The 16,822-nt window shown below is 61.0% G+C and carries 14 protein-coding genes, 1 tRNA gene and 1 other RNA gene; 7 read left to right on the forward strand and 9 right to left on the reverse strand.

The genetic code is table 11. The annotated features are described in order from the left end of the window. Positions 1-29: 29 nt before the first annotated feature. Positions 30-506, forward strand: coding sequence for a manganese-binding transcriptional regulator MntR (gene mntR, locus RN346_RS08675; RefSeq protein ID WP_263587189.1), 477 nt, complete (start codon positions 30-32; stop codon positions 504-506). A gap of 13 nt (positions 507-519) precedes the next feature. On the opposite strand, the gene RN346_RS08680 is transcribed toward mntR, so the two are convergent. From RN346_RS08680 to RN346_RS08705, 6 genes are all read right to left on the reverse strand, one after another. After that, positions 520-1,221 (reverse strand): RES family NAD+ phosphorylase, encoded by a 702-nt coding sequence (locus RN346_RS08680; protein ID WP_311960894.1) that lies wholly within the window; start codon positions 1,219-1,221, stop codon positions 520-522. Beyond that, on the reverse strand, positions 1,215-1,613 hold the full coding sequence (locus tag RN346_RS08685) for an antitoxin Xre-like helix-turn-helix domain-containing protein (protein WP_263587187.1): 399 nt from the start codon (positions 1,611-1,613) through the stop codon (positions 1,215-1,217). The genes RN346_RS08680 and RN346_RS08685 overlap by 7 nt, the downstream gene beginning before the upstream one ends. Positions 1,614-1,686: 73 nt before the next feature. Next, positions 1,687-2,448 carry a DUF3750 domain-containing protein gene (locus RN346_RS08690; RefSeq protein WP_311960895.1) on the reverse strand — a complete coding sequence of 254 codons (762 nt, stop codon included), beginning with the start codon at positions 2,446-2,448 and terminating at the stop codon, positions 1,687-1,689. A gap of 126 nt (positions 2,449-2,574) precedes the next feature. Beyond that, positions 2,575-2,671: signal recognition particle sRNA small type (ffs, locus tag RN346_RS08695), an RNA gene on the reverse strand. Positions 2,672-2,723: 52 nt separating this feature from the next. After that, positions 2,724-2,800 (reverse strand) — tRNA-Met (locus tag RN346_RS08700). Positions 2,801-2,917: 117 nt separating this feature from the next. Further along, positions 2,918-3,850 carry a choline ABC transporter substrate-binding protein gene (locus RN346_RS08705; protein ID WP_409335759.1) on the reverse strand — a complete coding sequence of 311 codons (933 nt, stop codon included), beginning with the start codon at positions 3,848-3,850 and terminating at the stop codon, positions 2,918-2,920. 193 nt (positions 3,851-4,043) lie between these two features. Between RN346_RS08705 and betI the strand changes: the two genes are divergently transcribed. The 5 genes from betI (at position 4,044) to RN346_RS08730 (ending at position 12,456) form a co-directional block, all read left to right on the forward strand. Next, the gene (betI, locus tag RN346_RS08710) at positions 4,044-4,628 is read left to right on the forward strand and encodes a transcriptional regulator BetI (RefSeq protein ID WP_263587184.1); all 585 of its coding nucleotides are present in this window, start codon (positions 4,044-4,046) and stop codon (positions 4,626-4,628) included. A gap of 36 nt (positions 4,629-4,664) precedes the next feature. Continuing rightward, complete coding sequence (gene betB, locus RN346_RS08715; RefSeq protein ID WP_311960896.1) at positions 4,665-6,134, forward strand: betaine-aldehyde dehydrogenase; 1,470 nt, start codon at positions 4,665-4,667, stop codon at positions 6,132-6,134. Positions 6,135-6,190: 56 nt separating this feature from the next. Further along, positions 6,191-7,873 (forward strand): choline dehydrogenase, encoded by a 1,683-nt coding sequence (gene betA, locus RN346_RS08720; protein ID WP_311960897.1) that lies wholly within the window; start codon positions 6,191-6,193, stop codon positions 7,871-7,873. Between the two features lie 263 nt (positions 7,874-8,136). After that, positions 8,137-10,626, forward strand: coding sequence for an acyl-CoA dehydrogenase (locus RN346_RS08725; RefSeq protein ID WP_311960898.1), 2,490 nt, complete (start codon positions 8,137-8,139; stop codon positions 10,624-10,626). Positions 10,627-10,800: 174 nt separating this feature from the next. Then, on the forward strand, positions 10,801-12,456 hold the full coding sequence (locus tag RN346_RS08730; protein WP_311960899.1) for an FAD-dependent oxidoreductase: 1,656 nt from the start codon (positions 10,801-10,803) through the stop codon (positions 12,454-12,456). A 58-nt stretch (positions 12,457-12,514) separates the two neighbouring features. Here the strand turns inward: RN346_RS08730 and RN346_RS08735 are convergent, their stop codons facing one another. The 3 genes from RN346_RS08735 to RN346_RS08745 all read right to left on the reverse strand — a co-directional run bounded on the left by RN346_RS08735 (position 12,515) and on the right by RN346_RS08745 (position 15,935). Next, on the reverse strand, positions 12,515-12,739 hold the full coding sequence (locus tag RN346_RS08735; protein WP_263587179.1) for a hypothetical protein: 225 nt from the start codon (positions 12,737-12,739) through the stop codon (positions 12,515-12,517). A gap of 498 nt (positions 12,740-13,237) precedes the next feature. Continuing rightward, positions 13,238-13,996, reverse strand: a complete 759-nt coding sequence (locus RN346_RS08740; protein WP_263587178.1) for a DeoR/GlpR family transcriptional regulator — start codon at positions 13,994-13,996, stop codon at positions 13,238-13,240. Between the two features lie 79 nt (positions 13,997-14,075). Beyond that, positions 14,076-15,935: an SLC13 family permease gene (locus RN346_RS08745; RefSeq protein ID WP_311960900.1), complete on the reverse strand. Its 1,860-nt coding sequence runs from the start codon at positions 15,933-15,935 to the stop codon at positions 14,076-14,078. 215 nt (positions 15,936-16,150) lie between these two features. On the opposite strand from RN346_RS08745, the gene RN346_RS08750 reads away from it, so the two are divergent. Next, positions 16,151-16,798, forward strand: a complete 648-nt coding sequence (locus RN346_RS08750) for a TenA family protein (RefSeq protein WP_263587176.1) — start codon at positions 16,151-16,153, stop codon at positions 16,796-16,798. Positions 16,799-16,822 lie beyond the last annotated feature (24 nt).

A 16,822-nucleotide genomic window follows, 5' to 3' on the forward strand; every position in this document is an offset into this window, starting at 1 on the left:
TTTCCATCTACTGTCAGTAAGTCCTGCCAATGAGTGATGAATCCACGCCGCACCGCTCGCTCAAGGGCGGCCACAGCCACGATGCGCTACCGCCGGTCGAGCAGCACGCACGCCAGTACGAAACGGTGCGCAACGCTCATGAAACCGAACTGATCGAGGATTACGTCGAACTCATCGGGGATTTGCTGGATCACCGGGGCGAGGCGCGCGCCGCGGATATCGCCAACCGCATGGCGGTCAGCCAGGCAACCGTGTCAAAAATGATTCGCCGGCTCAACGAGCTGGGGCTGGTCACGAGCCAGCCCTACCGTTCGCTGTTTCTAACCGATGAAGGTAGGAAGATGGCCCAGACGTCCCGCGGTCGTCACGACGTCGTCCTCCATTTTCTGCGCGCACTCGGCGTGCCCGACAGCACCGCACGCATCGACGCCGAAGGCATGGAGCATCACGTCAGCGACGAAACGCTTGCCATCATGCAGCGCTTTACCGACGACAACGCCGGTTAGCTTCCCCCTTGTATCAGCGGGGGCCAAGGGTCGTGAGTCGATTCACCTGAGCCAGCCCCGCGTTCCAGACCATTTCGATATGCGTGGTCTGGACGACATCCTCCACCCAACGCGGGGTCATCAGTGCCCAGCACACCGCGCCTTCGCGGCGTACCGAGCGGTAGCGAAGCCCCGGCTCACCGGCGCGGCGAAGCGCGTGGCCCAGCGTGCGGGACTCGGTGTAGCTATCCGGGTCGTAAATGGTGTGGCTGCTCTCGAGCGCGAGGCCATCACGACACGTTTTCTCATCGAACGTGCAGCGCAGCCCACGAAATACGAAGCGTTCAAAATGCAGCGCCGGCACCCGCTCCCAGTACGCCGTTTGATGATGGCTGACCTCGGCAATGGCGGTGTCCAACGTATCGGCGATATAGAGCACACCAAAACTGCCGTCACTAAAGCGAGAACCGTCCGGATTGACGTGGGTAAACGCAGCCGCGGCGTAGGAGCAGCCGCGAATGTGAAAGGGAATTTCCTCCAGCGGCAGCAGCGCCAAATTGCCCAGCTCGTTACACAGGCGTGGGTTGGTCAACGCCTGAAGCTGATAAAGCGCCTCGAACTCGTCGCGGTCGGCCACGTCGTCAAATAGCGCGATCGGCGGAAACTTGCTGTTGATCAGCCGATACCCGACCACCCGGTTCGACGGAATCGGCGCAAGCTCTTTAGGCGCTACCACTGCGCGCCTCGCAGGCTATCGAGACGCTTGAAGGTCTCGTACAGCGCCGCGAAGTCACCGCCGCCGATCACCTCGAGCGGCGTTCGGCCGTTGAAGTAGGGGTTATGATTGGCCATGGAAACGAACCCGTACACGTTCTCCGGATTCTCGAACAGCGTACGCAGCGCGGCGTGAATGTTGAGCAGGTAGCTTACGCGGGTGAGCTGGTCGCTATCGAGCTTGATTTCTGCAAGGTCACCTCGCCGCGCGCGCGCGTAGGTCGAGTGTGAGACGCGCAAAATCGCCTCGCCCTGCTCGTTGCTGGCCTGCCACTTGTCCAGAATGCGCACCGCGGTCTTCAAACCGACGGCAGCGGCGGCCTTGTTACCTTCAAGACGGGTGACTGTTTGCATCGCTACTCTCCAAAACCTTGTCTGTAAATACTAATCGAATAAAAATGTATCTGCAAACAAGGAGCGCGACGGTTTATTCGTGCCGAATGACCGGACGCGTCATGCCGATCCGCCCAATGCCAGGAAGCTTTAGCGCCGGGCGCAGTACATCCACTCCCAGGCTGAGCCCTAACAGATTCAGCTCGACGCCCTCCTCCCAGGCAAACATCACGCCAAACACACCACCGAGCGAAAACTGATAGCCGGTGCCGCTGGGCGTGGCGGCGAACCAACTGCCGAAAAGATAATCCTTACCCACCGCCGTTACCGGCAGCGCCATGTCGAGGCCATCGATTTGGCGCACCATCCAGGCAATGAAACTGTTGCTGTTGGGCCCCGGCCAGACGCGATAAAGATTGACTTGCGGGTAGCGGGTAGCGGCGTCCTCTATAAGAGGAATCAACCGAGCAGCTTGGCTGCCGCGATAATCAGCCAGCAGGGTCGGGGCTTGGCCAAACCAGGCCCGATCCGGCGTATCGCTGGCCGATACCACCGTGGGTCGGCGCCAGCTCAGCACTTGATGCAGCCGGTAGTTCGGCGCGCCCTCGGCCTTGGTCGCAATCCAGATATGCACGCCAAACGCCCCGCGCCAGCTAAACGCCCGCGCGGCGTACACCTGCACCACCGCCGGCGCGTACGCCTCGGGCAGCGGCGCCAGCCCGGCGGAGTCACGGTTGGCGCTGGACCAATGACCGCCACTTTCGACGCGGTCGGTCAAGAGTAGCCACGCCGGGCCTGCCAATAGCAACGCCAGCATCAGCACGCAGGTTAAAAGCCACAGGAAAAGCGTTTTCATGACGATCCTTGCATCACCGTACCGAAGGCATGGTATCGAACGCGCGAAACGAGTGGTTCAACGAATGGAGGAAGTCAAAAACAGAATCAGAACGAAAAAAAAGGGGGGGGGTAAAACGGGTGGCGGCCCCAAAAGCCACATCCCGGCACACGCATCCACCACTACCGTTGCTCCCTTCCGGGCCTGGCGGGGTTTGCAGTTTCGCGTTGCGGGAGGACCTAAGGGGCCACCATAGTGATACAGACTTTTGAAAACTGCCTGTATCGCGCGTGATGTGGTGGCTACGCCCTGATTTGAACAGGGGACCCCATCATTATGAGTGATGTGCTCTAACCAGCTGAGCTACGTAGCCTTTGCCTCATCAGCGGGTGCAGAGTATGCCCACTTTAAACGCAAAAGGCAAGCCAAAATGGCCTGCCTTTTTCGCCAAGTGGTTAAAACTCAACGGGCTTTGGTGAAAGCGCTGCGGTCAAAGCGCCTCACGTACTGCGGGTAACCCTTCGTCACCGTCAATCGTGGTCACGCCGTCGAGCCACTCGGCCAGCAGGTCATCGTGCTCTTTCAGATAGGCGTTGGCGGCGTCACGGGCGGCGACGCCGTCATCCATGATGGATGCCATCAGCTCGTTTTCCATCTCGAGGGTGAAGCTCATGTTCTCGAGCAGCTGGCCGACGTTCGGGCACTGCTCGACGAAGCCGGCGCGGGTGTTGGTGTACACCGTCGCCCCGCCCAGATTGGGGCCGAAGTAGTCATCGGCATCCGAAAGATAGGCCATCTCGAAGTTGGTGTTCATGGGGTGCGGCTCCCAGCCGAGAAACACCATCCACTCCTCGTTGGGCACGCGGGTTCTAAGCTCCGAGAGCATGCCCGCCTCGCTCGAATCGATCACCTGCCAATCGCCCAGCCCATAGGCGTCGTCACTGATCATCTGCTCGATCAGCTCGTTGCCATCGTTACCCGCTTCGATGCCGTGGATACGACGGTCGAACTCGTCGGCGTGCTCGGCCAGATCCTCAACCGACGTTACGCCGGCGTCATACACGTACTGCGGCACCGCCAGGGTGTACTTCGCCCCTTCCAGGTTTTCGGTAAGGCGCACCACGTCGCCGTCTTCCACGTACGGGTCGCTGATGGAGGCCATCGACGGCATCCAATTGCCCAAAAATACGTCGAAGTCGTTGTTGCGTAGGCCAGCGTAGGCGATCGGCACCGATACCGTGTCCACGCGGGGCTCGTATCCGAGCGCCTCGAGCACTTCGCTGGCCATGGCGGTTGTGGCGGTAATGTCGGTCCAGCCCACCTCGGCAAAGCGCACGGTGCTGCATTCATCGGCCATCGCCGTTGCGGGCAGCGCGGTCATGACCGCCAGTGCGCCTAAGCGTGCCTTTTTCGTATTGCTCATCATCTATCTCCTGTGGGTGTCAACCTAGCTTAGCCGCTATAGCGCGGTCAAGTGAACGCGGTTTTATTTATTGAACGTTCAATTAAAAAATGCCACGCTATAAGAACATCACGATAGGTGCGGAATTTCAAATCGAGCCGTGAGCGCCTTGCCCTTTAAACCAAACGGTATCCAACGATTCAGGGAGGTCATCGTGCCCAAAGTGGGAATGGAGCCCATTCGCCGTCAGCAGCTGATCGCGGCCACCATGGCCGCCATCGACGAAGTGGGGCTTGGCGAGGTCACCATCGTGCGTATCGCCCGCCACGCCGGCGTCTCTTCAGGCATCATCAGCCACTATTTCGGCGGCAAGGATGGGCTTTTGGAGGCCACCATGCGCCAAATCCTGACCGACTTGAGTCAGGCGGTCGCCCGTCGACGCCGCGCACTGAATGAGCAAGGCGCCCGCGCGCAGATCGGTGCCATCATCGAAGGCAACTTCGATCGTTCCCAGATCAGCGGCCCGGCAGCCAAGACCTGGCTGGCGTTCTGGGCCAGCAGCATGCACCGCCCGGCGCTGGCGCGGCTGCAAACCATCAACGACCGCCGCCTTTACGCCAACCTTTGCTACCAGTTTTGCAAGGCGATGCCGCGCGAGCAGGCGAAAAACGCGGCAAAAGACCTGGCCGCGTTGATCGATGGGCTCTGGCTTCGCGGCGCCCTCGCTCGAGAAGGGCTCGACGCCGATGCCGCCCGCGATTTGGCGCTTGCGCACCTGGACCGGCTACTGACCGCTTAGCCCGCTGACTGACGACACGCTTTAAAGGAGTCTTGTATGGATACCCAACACATCGAACCGCTTTACATCGACGGCCGCGCGGTCGCTGCCACCTCTGGCGAGACGTTCGACGTCGTTAATCCCTTCGATGGCGCAACGCTTGCGCGCGTGGGGCAGGCAAGCCAGCAGGACGTTGACCGCGCCGTCGAAGCGGCAAGCCAGAGTCAGCGCGTGTGGGCCGCCATGACGGGCATGGAGCGCTCGCGCGTGCTGCTCAAGGCCGTGACGCTTTTGCGCGAGCGCAACGACGAACTTGCAAGGCTCGAGACCCAAAACACCGGCAAGCCGATCAGCGAAACCGCGAGCGTGGACATCGCCACCGGTGCCGATGCGCTCGAATACTTCGCCGGCCTGGCGCCGGCGCTGGAAGGCAGCCAGATTCCGCTGCGCGAGGACTCTTTTGTCTATACCCGGCGCGAGCCGCTTGGGGTGATCGGCGCGATTGGCGCCTGGAACTACCCGATCCAGATCGCCTGCTGGAAAGCGGCGCCGGCGCTCGCCGCGGGTAATGCGGTGGTGTTCAAGCCAAGCGAGGTCACCCCGCTCTCAGCGTTGAAGCTCGCCGAGATTTTCACCGAGGCCGGTCTGCCCAACGGCGTATTCAACGTGGTGCAGGGCGACGGCCAGGTCGGCGCGATGCTCACCGAGCATCCGGGCATCGCGAAGGTGTCGTTCACCGGCGAGGTGGGTACCGGCAAACGGGTGATGGCAGCCGCCGGGGGCTCCACGCTCAAGGAAGTCACCATGGAGCTTGGCGGGAAGTCGCCGCTGATCGTCTTCGCCGACGCGGATCTCGAGCGCGCCGCCGATGCCGCCATGATGGCCAATTTCTACTCCAGCGGTCAGGTCTGCACCAACGGCACGCGGGTCTTCGTCGAGGCGAGCGTCAAGGAAGCGTTCGAGGCCAGGCTCGTCGAGCGCGTTCGGCGTATCAGGGCGGGCGACCCGCTGGACCCGGCAGTGAATTTCGGCCCGCTGGTGAGCTTCGAGCATCAGTCGAAGGTGCTCTCCTACATCGCACTGGGCAAGCAGGAAGGCGCGCGCGTGCTTGTCGGCGGCGATGAGTGGATAAAGGGCGAGTACGCAAGGGGCGCCTGGGCGGCGCCCACCGTGTTCACCGACTGCACGGATGGTATGCGCATCGTACGTGAAGAGATTTTCGGACCAGTGATGTCGGTGCTCGCCTTCGATGACGAGGTTGAGGTGATACGTCGCGCCAACGACACTGATTTTGGTCTGGCGGCGGGCGTGTTTAGTGAGTCGCTCAACCGCGCGCATCGCGTCATTCATAAACTCCAGGCAGGAATCTGCTGGATCAACACCTGGGGCGACTCCCCCGCCGAGATGCCGGTGGGCGGCTATAAAGCCTCCGGCATCGGCCGCGAAAACGGTGTCGAGACGCTCTACCACTACACCCAGATCAAATCGGTGCAGATCGAAATGGGGCCGTTTGCCTCGGTCTTCTAGCGTTTCGAGCGGCAAGCGCTACGCGAGTATCACGAGTTCGATTCTGGGAGGTGTTCATGGCCTGGCAAGGCGAGTTTGACTACATCATCATCGGCGCCGGCTCAGCGGGTAACGTGCTGGCCGCGCGGCTAAGCGAAGACGCGGATACGAGCGTGCTGCTGCTCGAAGCCGGCGGGCCGGACTATCGGTTCGACTTTCGCACCCAGATGCCGGCGGCGCTGGCCTTTCCGCTACAGGGCAAGCGCTATAACTGGGCCTTCGAGACCGAGCCGGAACCCTGGATGAACCACCGGCGCATGGAGTGCGGCCGGGGCAAGGGCTTGGGCGGCTCGTCGCTGATCAACGGCATGTGTTACATCCGCGGTAACGCCCTGGATTACGACCACTGGGCGAAACAGCCGGGCCTGGAAGCGTGGGACTACGCAAGCTGTCTGCCCTACTTCAAAAAGTGCGAAACCCGCGACATTGGCGAAAATACCTACCACGGCGGTAACGGCCCGGTCAGCGTCACCACGCCAAAAAGTGACAACAACCCGCTCTATCGCATCTTCATCGAGGCCGCCAAACAAGCGGGGTACGCCGAGACCGATGATGTCAACGGCTACCGCCAGGAGGGCTTTGGCCCGATGGACCGTTTCGTCACGCCCAAGGGGCGGCGTGCCTCCAGCGCTCGGGGCTACCTGGATGCTGCAAAAAAGCGCGGCAATCTGCGCATCGAAACCCACGCGCTCACCGATGCCATCGAGTTCGAGGGCAAGCGCGCGGTAGGGGTTCGCTACCATCGCAAGGGGCAGACGCACCGGGTGCGCGCCAAACGCGAAGTGCTTTTGTGCGCCGGCGCGATCGCCTCGCCGCAGATTCTGCAGCGCTCCGGCGTGGGCGAGCCGGAGCATTTGAAAGCGCTTGGCATCGAGGTCGTTCACGCGCTTTGCGGCGTGGGTGAAAACCTGCAGGATCACCTGGAGATGTACATTCAGTACGAGTGCAAGCAGCCGATCTCACTCTACCCGGCGCTGAAGTGGTACAACCAACCCAAAATTGGCGCCGAGTGGCTGTTCAAGGGCACTGGCATCGGCGCGAGCAACCAGTTCGAAGCCTGCGGCTTCATTCGCTCGAACGACGACGAGCTCTGGCCAAACCTTCAGTACCACTTTTTGCCCATCGCCATCAGCTATAACGGCAAAAGCGCCGTTCAGGCGCACGGCTTTCAGGCCCACGTCGGCTCGATGCGCTCGGAAAGCCGTGGGCGCGTGCGCCTGCGTTCGAAAGACCCGAGCGCGGCGCCCAGCATTTTGTTCAACTACATGGCGACGGAGAAGGATTGGGAGGAGTTTCGCGACGCCATTCGTCTGACCCGTGAGATCATCGACCAGCCGGCCTTCGATGCCTACCGCGGCCGCGAAGTCGCACCGGGCCCAGAGGTGCAAAGCGACGAGGCGCTGGACGCCTTCGTGCGCGAGCATGCGGAAACCGCCTACCACCCATGCGGCAGCTGCAAAATGGGTGAAGGCCCTGATGCCGTCACCGACGGCCAGGGCCGCGTTCACGGGCTCGAGGCGCTTAGAGTCGTCGACGCTTCGCTCTTTCCACTGATTCCCACCGGCAACCTGAATGCGCCGACGCTGATGCTGGCGGAAAAAATCGCCGACCATATCCGCAATCGAGCGCCGCTGCCGCGCGAGCAGGTCGACTACTACGTGGCCGGCAGTGTGCCGGCGCGAAAAGCGCCCAAGCGATAGCTCAAACGACCGCCTGACCACGTCTTGCACGCCGCGGCGGCCCGCGGCGTTTTTTCGTTTTATCGCTTGACGCATATTTTGCGTATCGCGTCAGGCTCGAAGAGTTCATACGGCGCATCAACCACTATACTGAGAGCGATACTCGACGCCAGGGTGAAGTACTTGCGCGGGATAGCGCGAGTCTGCCACTATTCAAACATCCGTTTAAATACGTACCCCCAACCACGTTTGAATAATCCTTATAAACGATATGGAGAGATTCTATGCTCACGCTACTGCTGATCGTGCTGGCCATCGTGGGCCTGCTCGTCGTGATGCGCCGGGAGGCCGGCGCGGCGCCGGCCGTCGGGGTGTTGGCCGTGCTTGGCCTAATCGGGCTGGTGTTCGACGCCCCGGTCATCGGCTTTCTTCTTCTGCTGGTAGCGCTTGGCGTGGCGGCAGCGGGTTTGCCGGCGCTGAGAAGGCTGTGGCTCACGCCGCGCGTGTTCGGCATGTTCAAAAAGGTGGCACCGAAAGTGTCCGACACCGAGCGTACCGCGCTCGAGGCCGGCAGCGTGTCCTGGGACGGCCAGCTCTTTTCCGGCAAGCCGGACTGGAACGCCCTTCTAAGCTATAAGGACGAGGGCCTGCGCGAGGACGAACAGGCGTTTCTGGATAACCAGTGCGCCACCGCTGCCGGCATGTGTAACGCCTGGGACATTTCCATCGAGCGCGCCGACCTGCCTCAGCAGCTTTGGGACTTCCTGAAGAAAGAACGCTTTTTCGGGATGATCATTCCCAAGGAGTACGGCGGTCTTGGTTTTTCCGCCAAGGCGCAGTCCATGGCGCTGCAAAAGCTCTCCGCCAATGAAACCCTGATGGTCACCGTGGGCGTGCCCAACTCGCTCGGCCCGGGTGAGCTTTTGATGAAGTACGGCACCGAAGAGCAGAAGAATCATTACCTGCCGCGCCTGGCCGACGGCCGTGAAATCCCTTGCTTCGGCCTGACCGGCCCTCGGGCGGGGTCGGATGCCACCTCACTGCCGGACACCGGCGTGGTGTGCAAGCAGACCGTCGACGGCAAGGAAGTACTGGGCATCAAGCTGACATTCGAGAAGCGCTGGATTACCCTGGCACCGATCGCCACCGTAGTAGGCTTGGCGTTTCGCCTGTTCGATCCGGAAAAACTTCTCGGTGACGAAGAAGATCGCGGCATCACGCTGGCACTCATTCCCCGCGACACCGAGGGCATGGAGATCGGCCGGCGTCACCACCCGATCGGCAGCCCCTTCATGAACGGCCCGATCAAGGGCGTGGACGTGTTCGTGCCGCTGGATACCATCATCGGCGGCCAGGATATGATCGGCCAGGGCTGGCGCATGCTGGTCGAGTGCCTGTCTATCGGACGCTGCATCACCCTGCCCTCGGGCGCTACCGGCACCGCACGCTACGCGCTGGGCTGGAGCGGCGGTTTTACGCGCGTCCGTCGTCAGTTCAACGTTCCTGTTGCGGAAATGGAAGGCGTGCAAGAGCCGCTGGCCAAAATGGCTGCGCTTGGCTACATCGCCCAGGCCACGGTGTATCAAACCGCTAACCTGATCGACCACGGCGAAAAGCCTGCGGTGCCCTCGGCGATTCTGAAAAGCCAGCTCACCGAGTTCCAGCGTGAAATTCTAAGCCACGCCATGGACGTGCACGGCGGTAAGGCGGTCACGCTCGGCCCGCGTAACTATCTGGGGATCGGCTACAGCGCCAACCCGGTGGCGATCACCGTGGAAGGCGCCAACATCATGACGCGTAACCTGATGATCTTTGGTCAGGGCGCGATTCGCTGCCATCCCTACGTACTCGATGAACTCGCCGCCAAGGACGCAAACGACGTCAAGGCTTTCGACACGGCGTTCTTCAAGCACGCCGGGCTGATCTTCGGCAACGCCGCGCGCGCGCTGACGCTGGGAATCGGCATTGGCAAGCCTTCGGTGCCGTTCGATGCTCCCGCCGCCGCCTATGCCCAGGACATCGCACGCCTGTCCGCAGGCTTTGGCCTGTGCGCCGACGCTGCCATGGCAAGCTTGGGGTCGGCGCTCAAAAAGCGCGAGATGATCTCGGCGCGCCTGGGCGACGTGCTTTCCAATCTGTATCTCGCCTCCATGGTACTCAAGCAGTGGCAGGCCGGCGACAAGGTCGAGGGTGAAGAGGCACTGCTGCACTATAGCTGCCGCTTCCTGCTGCACCGCGCCGAGCAGGCCTTTGTCGAAATTTTCGACAACCTGCCCAACCGCGCGCTGGGCAAGGTGCTCAACGCTGTAGTGATGCCGTTGGGCCGTCGCTGGAACAAGCCGCACGACGATCTCGCCCGCGATATAGCCCATCGTGTATCCACCCACAGCGCACTGCGCACCAAGCTGCTGCGCAATACCTGGGACCAGGACGACGGCGAACAGCGCAACCCCCTGGCGCGTTACAACGCACTGCTGGTGGAGTACGAGCGCGCCGAGAAGATCTACCGCACGGTCAACAAGGCCTACGCCAAGGGCGAGATCGCGCAAACCGCGCTGCATCCGGAAGCCCGGGTCGAAGCGGGTCTGGAAGCGGGTATCGTCAGTCAGGAAGACGCCGAATTCATGCGCACTTTCGAGAAAGAGGTGCTGGAGATGCTCACCGTAGACGATTTCGCCTATAACGAGTTCGCCACCGACAAGTCCACCCTGATCGATCACAATCCCGCGGCGCCCAAGGCACCGCCGGTCAATGCCGAGGAGAGCGTCAAGTAACACCTCTTTTATCGAATCTCTAGCCGGCCCTGGGCCGGCTTTTTTTATGCCTTTCGCTTGGCATTTGCGCGTGTCAAACGCGTTGAATGTTCGAAAACGATCATCTATAGTTTCGTTATTGAAAATATCAAGCGACGTATCCACGTTCGCGCTTTCGACCCAACGGAATTCGCCATGACGCTTCGAACTCAGAATCTCGAAAAGCTGCCAAGTGAAGAGTATGACGTGCTGATCATCGGCGGCGGTATCAACGGCGCCGCCGCCGCCTCGGCGCTCGCGGGTAAAGGCGCGAAAGTGGCGGTGATCGACCGCGGCGACTTCGCCGGCAGCACCAGCATGCACTCCTCTAATCTGGTGTGGGGTGGCATCAAGTACATGGAGAGCAACGACTTCGCGCTGGTGCGAAAGCTCTGTAAAAGCCGCAATCACCTGATCAAGAGCTACCCTTCTACGGTCAAGGAGATCCGCTTTCTCACGACTATCTCCAAGGGCTTTCGCCACTCGCCGCGTTATCTATGGGCGGGTACCTGGCTCTACTGGCTGATGGGTAACGGTTTTACGAAGCGACCCCGCCTGCTGTCGCCAAAGAACATCAAGCAGGAAGAGACCATCATCGACACTGAAAACGCCGTTGGGGGCTTCGAGTACTCCGATGCGTATCTCTACGACAACGACGCCCGCTTCGTTTTCAATTTCGTGCGCCAGGCAATGACCTTCGGCGCGGTGGCGGCCAACTACGTCGAATCATTGGGTGCCGAGCGCGAAAACGGGTGTTGGGTGACCCGCGCGCGCGACGTGATGACCGGCGATACCTTCAACATCCGCTCAAAAGTGCTGATCAATGCCGCCGGCCCTTGGGTCGATGAGCACAACGCGCTGACGAAGCAGTCCACCTCGCACCAGCACCTCTACTCCAAGGGCATTCATTTGATCGTGCCGCAGCTCACCGAGCAAAAGCGGGTGCTGGCATTTTTCGCCAACGACGGCCGGCTGTTTTTCGTCATCCCCATGGGGAACCGCACCTGCATCGGCACCACCGATACCCACATGGAGAACCCGTACCCGGAGGTCACGCAGGAAGACATCGCGTTCGTGCTCGAGAACATCAATGCACGCTTGAGCCTCGAAACGCCGCTGACCGAAAAGGACATCATCTCCACCCGCTGCGGCGTGCGCCCGCTGGCGGTCAAGGCGGACAAGGGCCAGAGCCGCGACTTTTTGCAGCTCTCGCGCAAGCACGTGATCGACACTCACGAATCCACCGCCCATATCAGTATTTTTGGCGGCAAGTTGACCGACTGTTTGAACGTGGGTGAGGAGATCAGTGACGAAGTGCAAAAGCTCGGGGTAACGCTTGGCGCCCCCGCCACGCGCTGGTACGGCGAGCCGGATGACAAGGTGAAGGCATCGTTCATGCAGCAAGCCCGCGACGCGAAACTCGACGCGCTGACGCCGGCCACGTCCAACGAGAAGCTCTCGTCGCGGCTGTGGCGGCGCTACGGCAACGACGCCTTTAGCCTGCTGGAAAAAATCAAGGCTGACCCCAGCCAGGCGGAAATTCTGATCGACAAGACCGAGTACATCCGCTGCGAGCTTGAGTACGCCCGCGATCACGAGATGATCACCGAACTCGAGGACTTTCTGCGCCGGCGCGCCAAGGTATCGCTGGTGGTTCACCGCGACGAGCTGATGAACTCCGAGGGGCTCAAAAAAGCCTGTGAGGTGCTGTTCGGCGACCAGGCCCAGACCCGGCTCGATACCTATTTCGCCGAGAACCCGGATACGACCCGCCCCAACGCCCCGCGCTCGGAAGCAGCTCTGGCCGAATAACGGCGTTATCGGTAAAAACGAGAAAGCCCCCTCGCGGGGGCTTTCTCGTTCAAAGGCGCTACTCTTCGTCTTCGATAATCAGCTGCGAATCCTGGGCGAGTACCTCCTCCCAGGCCTGTTCCATCGAGTAGCCTGCGCGGGTGTCGATCGTGTCGATCACCTCGACCGCCTGCTGAAGCGACTCGCCTTGACATTTGAGCGCCAGCACCAGTTTGGCCAGTTCCTGCTTGCTGAACGTGCTGGCGATACGGTCGGCCTGCTGAGTGAGTTCGATGCAGTTCATAAACCACCTCTGTTTGTTTTATTACTGTGTTTGTTTTATCACTGTGTCTGTTTTATCACTGTCGGCTAATGAGCTTATAAGCGCCTGAGGGTGGGCGCAGACGCCGCAGGCGGTAGACCTCGCGGTGCCGTGCTGGCACGCATTGACCGGTTAAGTAGGCGCGCCGGGCTTTGAAAGGGTTGGTGTTTCAAAGCCATGGTGTGACTATGGTCGAGCCTCGTTTGGCCAACAATCCGCCATTGGCAGGGTCTCTGGTTGTAGTTAAACGACAGAGTGTCGTACTTCGCGTTTATCGTGTCAGCCGTTTTCAAACGAGCGTATTATCGAACGTTTCGGCCCTTTTACGCGGCGTTAGTCGGCATAACGTCGAACGAAAAAGCCGCGATCTTTGTCGCGGCCCTGAATAAAAAAGCGCTATTTATTTAAACAGACGGCTGGGCGTGACGGCCCTGACCATTTGAAGTCAGGACACGCTATCAAAGTGAAATGTGGGTAGGTTCAGGCGATATGCAGCGCCACGCCGTGTTCGCTCAAAAGCTTGACGATCGGCTCCGGGGGGCGGCGGTCGGTGAATAGCGCATCGAGCTGGGCGATATTGCCCTGACGCACGACCGGATTGCGGTGAAACTTGGAGTGGTCCGCGGCCAGATACACCCGGCGCGAGTTGGCGATGATCGCCTGGGCGACCCGTACTTCCTGATAATCGAATTCTAAAAGCGAGCCATCTTCGTCGATACCGCTGATACCGATGACGCCCACGTCGACCTTGAACTGGTTGATGAAATCGATGGTCGCCTCGCCGATGATGCCGCCGTCGCGAGAGCGTACCTGGCCGCCAGCAACGATCACCGAGAAATCCTCCTTGCGCTGCAAAATGGCCGCGACGTTGAGGTTATTGGTGATGATCTCGAGGCCCTTGTGCTCCAAAAGCGCCTGAGCGATCACTTCGTTGCTGGTCCCGATGTTGATGAACAGCGACGAGTGATCCGGAATCTGCTCGGCCAGCGCCCGGGCAATGCGCTCCTTCTCCCCCAGGTTGAGCGTCTTGCGCGTGCTGTAGGCGGTGTTGACCGTGCTCGACTCCACCCCGGCGCCGCCGTGAACGCGGCGAATGCGCCCTTCGTCCGAGAGCGTATTGAGATCGCGGCGCACGGTTTGCGGCGTCACCGTGAAGTGCTCGGTGAGCTGCTCGATACTCACGTAGCCGTGCAGGCGGACCAGTTCGACGATAGCGTCCTGGCGGTGTTGCTGATTCATGGGCCGAGCCTTTTGATTCAGCGGGCAATCGAAGTGCCCGCCTATTGTTTAACGATGCATTTACACCTGCGCGAGCACGCTAGCCCGACAGCGGCCACACCAGCAAAATCACGGGAATCGCCGTTACCATCACCACCAGCGACAGCGGAAGCCCAAGCTTCCAGTAGTCGCTGAAGCGGTAGCCACCGGGGCCAAGCACGAGAGTGTTCGACTGATGTCCAATGGGCGTCAAAAACGCGCTGGAGGCGCTGACCGCCACCGCCATCAAAAACGGCTCCAGCGCGACATCGAAGCCGTTGGCCAGGCTCACCGCGATGGGGGCCATCAAAAGCGCGGCGGCGGCGTTGTTGACGATATTGGAGAGCAGCATGCAGAGCAGAAATAGCCCGCAAAGCGACACCACGACCGGCCACTCGGCGCCAAAATACAACAGCGAATTGGCGATGATATCAGCGCCGCCGCTGGTTTCAAGCGCCTCGCCCACCGGCAGCATCGCCGCCAGCAGCACGATCACCGGCCCGTCGATGGCGTTATACCCCTCTCTCAGCGGTAGCACGCCGATCAGAAGCGACACCAGCGCCGCCGTGCTCATGGCCACTGCCGCGGGCAGCAAATCGAACAGCATCGACACGATGGCCAGTGCGAAAATCCCCAGCGATAGCGCCAGCTTGCGCGGCTGCCCCAGGTGCAGCTCGCGGCTGGCCAGTGGCAAACACCCAAGCGACGAGAGGCTATCGTTGATCTCTTTTTCACTGCCCTGGAGCAGCAGCACGTCGCCGGTTTGAAAGCGAATGTCGCGCAGGCGCTGCTTCAAGCGCCCGCCGTCCCGGGCTACGGCCACCAGGTGCAGGCCAAACTGGTGGTTCAAGCGAAGCTGACGCACGCTACGATTGATCATCATCGAGCCGCTTCGCACCACCGCCTCGACCAGCTGCAGGCCTTCAGTATCGATGGCCTCATCTTTTGCTGGCTCGCTCGCTTTATCGGCGTTTTTTGCGGCGCGCTCGTCCTCTTCGCGGTCGTCCTCCTCGAGCTCGGCGACCGCGCTCAAGCCCGCCTTGTCCTCGAGCAGTTGAAGCTCCTCCGGGCCCGCCTCGAGCAGCAGAATATCGCCCTGTTTGAGCACGCCGTGAAACGAGTACCCTGCCCGGCGGTTGTCATCGCGCACCACGGCCAGCACGGGAATGGTTTCGTCGAGCTCGTCGCGAAGCTGTTGCAGCGTCAGCCCGTTGGCCCTGGACTCTTCCGAGACCTTGAGCTCGACCAGGTAGTTGGCGGTGTCGAACATGTCCGCCGCGCCGGCGGCGCTGTTGCGTTTGGGCGTCAGGCGCCAGCCCAGCAGCACAATGAACGCAAGCCCTGCCAGCGCCACCGCCACGCCGACCGGTGAAAAGCTGAACATGCTGAAGTTTTCACCGGTGATGTTGCCACGGTAGGTGGAAATGATGATGTTGGGCGGCGTGCCGATCAGCGTCGTGAGCCCGCCGAGCAGCGAGCCAAACGCCAGCGGCATCAGCAAAAGCGAGGGTGACGTGTTGTGTTCCCGCGCCAGGCGCATGGCCACCGGCAGCAGCAGCGCCAACGCGCCGACGTTGTTCATCACGCCGGAAAGCACCACGACCGTGCCCACCAGTGCAAGCAGCTGCAACAGCAAACGCTCGCCGGCTTTCATCACCTGGGCGGCGATGATATCCACTACGCCGGAGCGCTCGAAACCGCGGCTGATCACCAGCACCGCCGCCACGGTAATCACCGCCGGGTGGCCAAAACCGGCAAAGGCCTCGTCGGCGGGCACCAGCCCCAGCAGTACCGAACTCAATAGCGCGGCCAGGGCGACGACATCATAGCGAAAGCGGCCCCAAATGAAGGCGACCAGCGTCAAAGCGAGTATCATGAAAATGAGCGTACTGGGGGCCAATCCGATAGCCTCGATCGCCATGTAACGGTGTCTCCATTAAACGCCGAGCCCAAGCGCCGGCGGTGTGGTGTATCCCACTTGATAGATCAAAACACAATATAAGTTAACTGATTCTGCGAGTTTTTTTAAACGTGATCGGCGGTGGCGCCCACTCACAAGCACGTTTGAATCATTTGTCCTGCTCGCTAAACTACCCAGTCACTCCTCTTTGAAAACGATAACAGCGAGATAACCTCATGGATCTATGCCAGCGGCTGCGTCAGGCGGCCAACCCGTACTGGGACGCCTCGGTCAATCACCGTTTCGTCGATGAGCTCTTGAGCGGTCACATCGATGACGAGGTGTTCGCCCGCTACCTGGTACAGGACTTCTGCTTTTGCGACAGCTTCGTGCGGCTACTCGGGGCGGCGGTGTGCGCCGCCGATGATCCCGAGGCGCGCCTGACCCACGCGCGCCAGCTCAGCGTGCTGGCCGGCGGCGAGTACCGCTACTTCATCGACTCCTTTCAGGCTCTCGGTGTGGCCGAAAATCACTGGCGCAACCCGCCCATTGCCGAGCCGACCCAGGCCTTCGTCGAGTTGATGGACCGGGCCTGCGCCTCCCAGGACTACGCGCTGATTCTCGTGGTGCTGGTGGTGGCAGAGTGGCTCTATCTGGAGTGGGCGCAGCGAAGCCCGACGCCGCCGCCCGAGCGCGCCGAGCACCGCGACTGGATCGTGATCCATAACGAGCCGGCTTTCGTGCAGTGGGTCGACTTTCTTAAAAGCGAGCTCAACCGCGTAGGTGAAACCCAAAGCTTCGAGAGCCTGCGCGCGCCCTTTGTCGAGGCCAGCCGCATCGAAAAGCGCTTTTTCGATATGGCCTATGACGGCCCGGATGCCTGATCGATACGCCACCCCGACCCCGGG

Origin of the sequence: Halomonas sp. PAMB 3232, from assembly GCF_031954225.1 — a bacterium.
Lineage (GTDB): Bacteria > Pseudomonadota > Gammaproteobacteria > Pseudomonadales > Halomonadaceae > Vreelandella.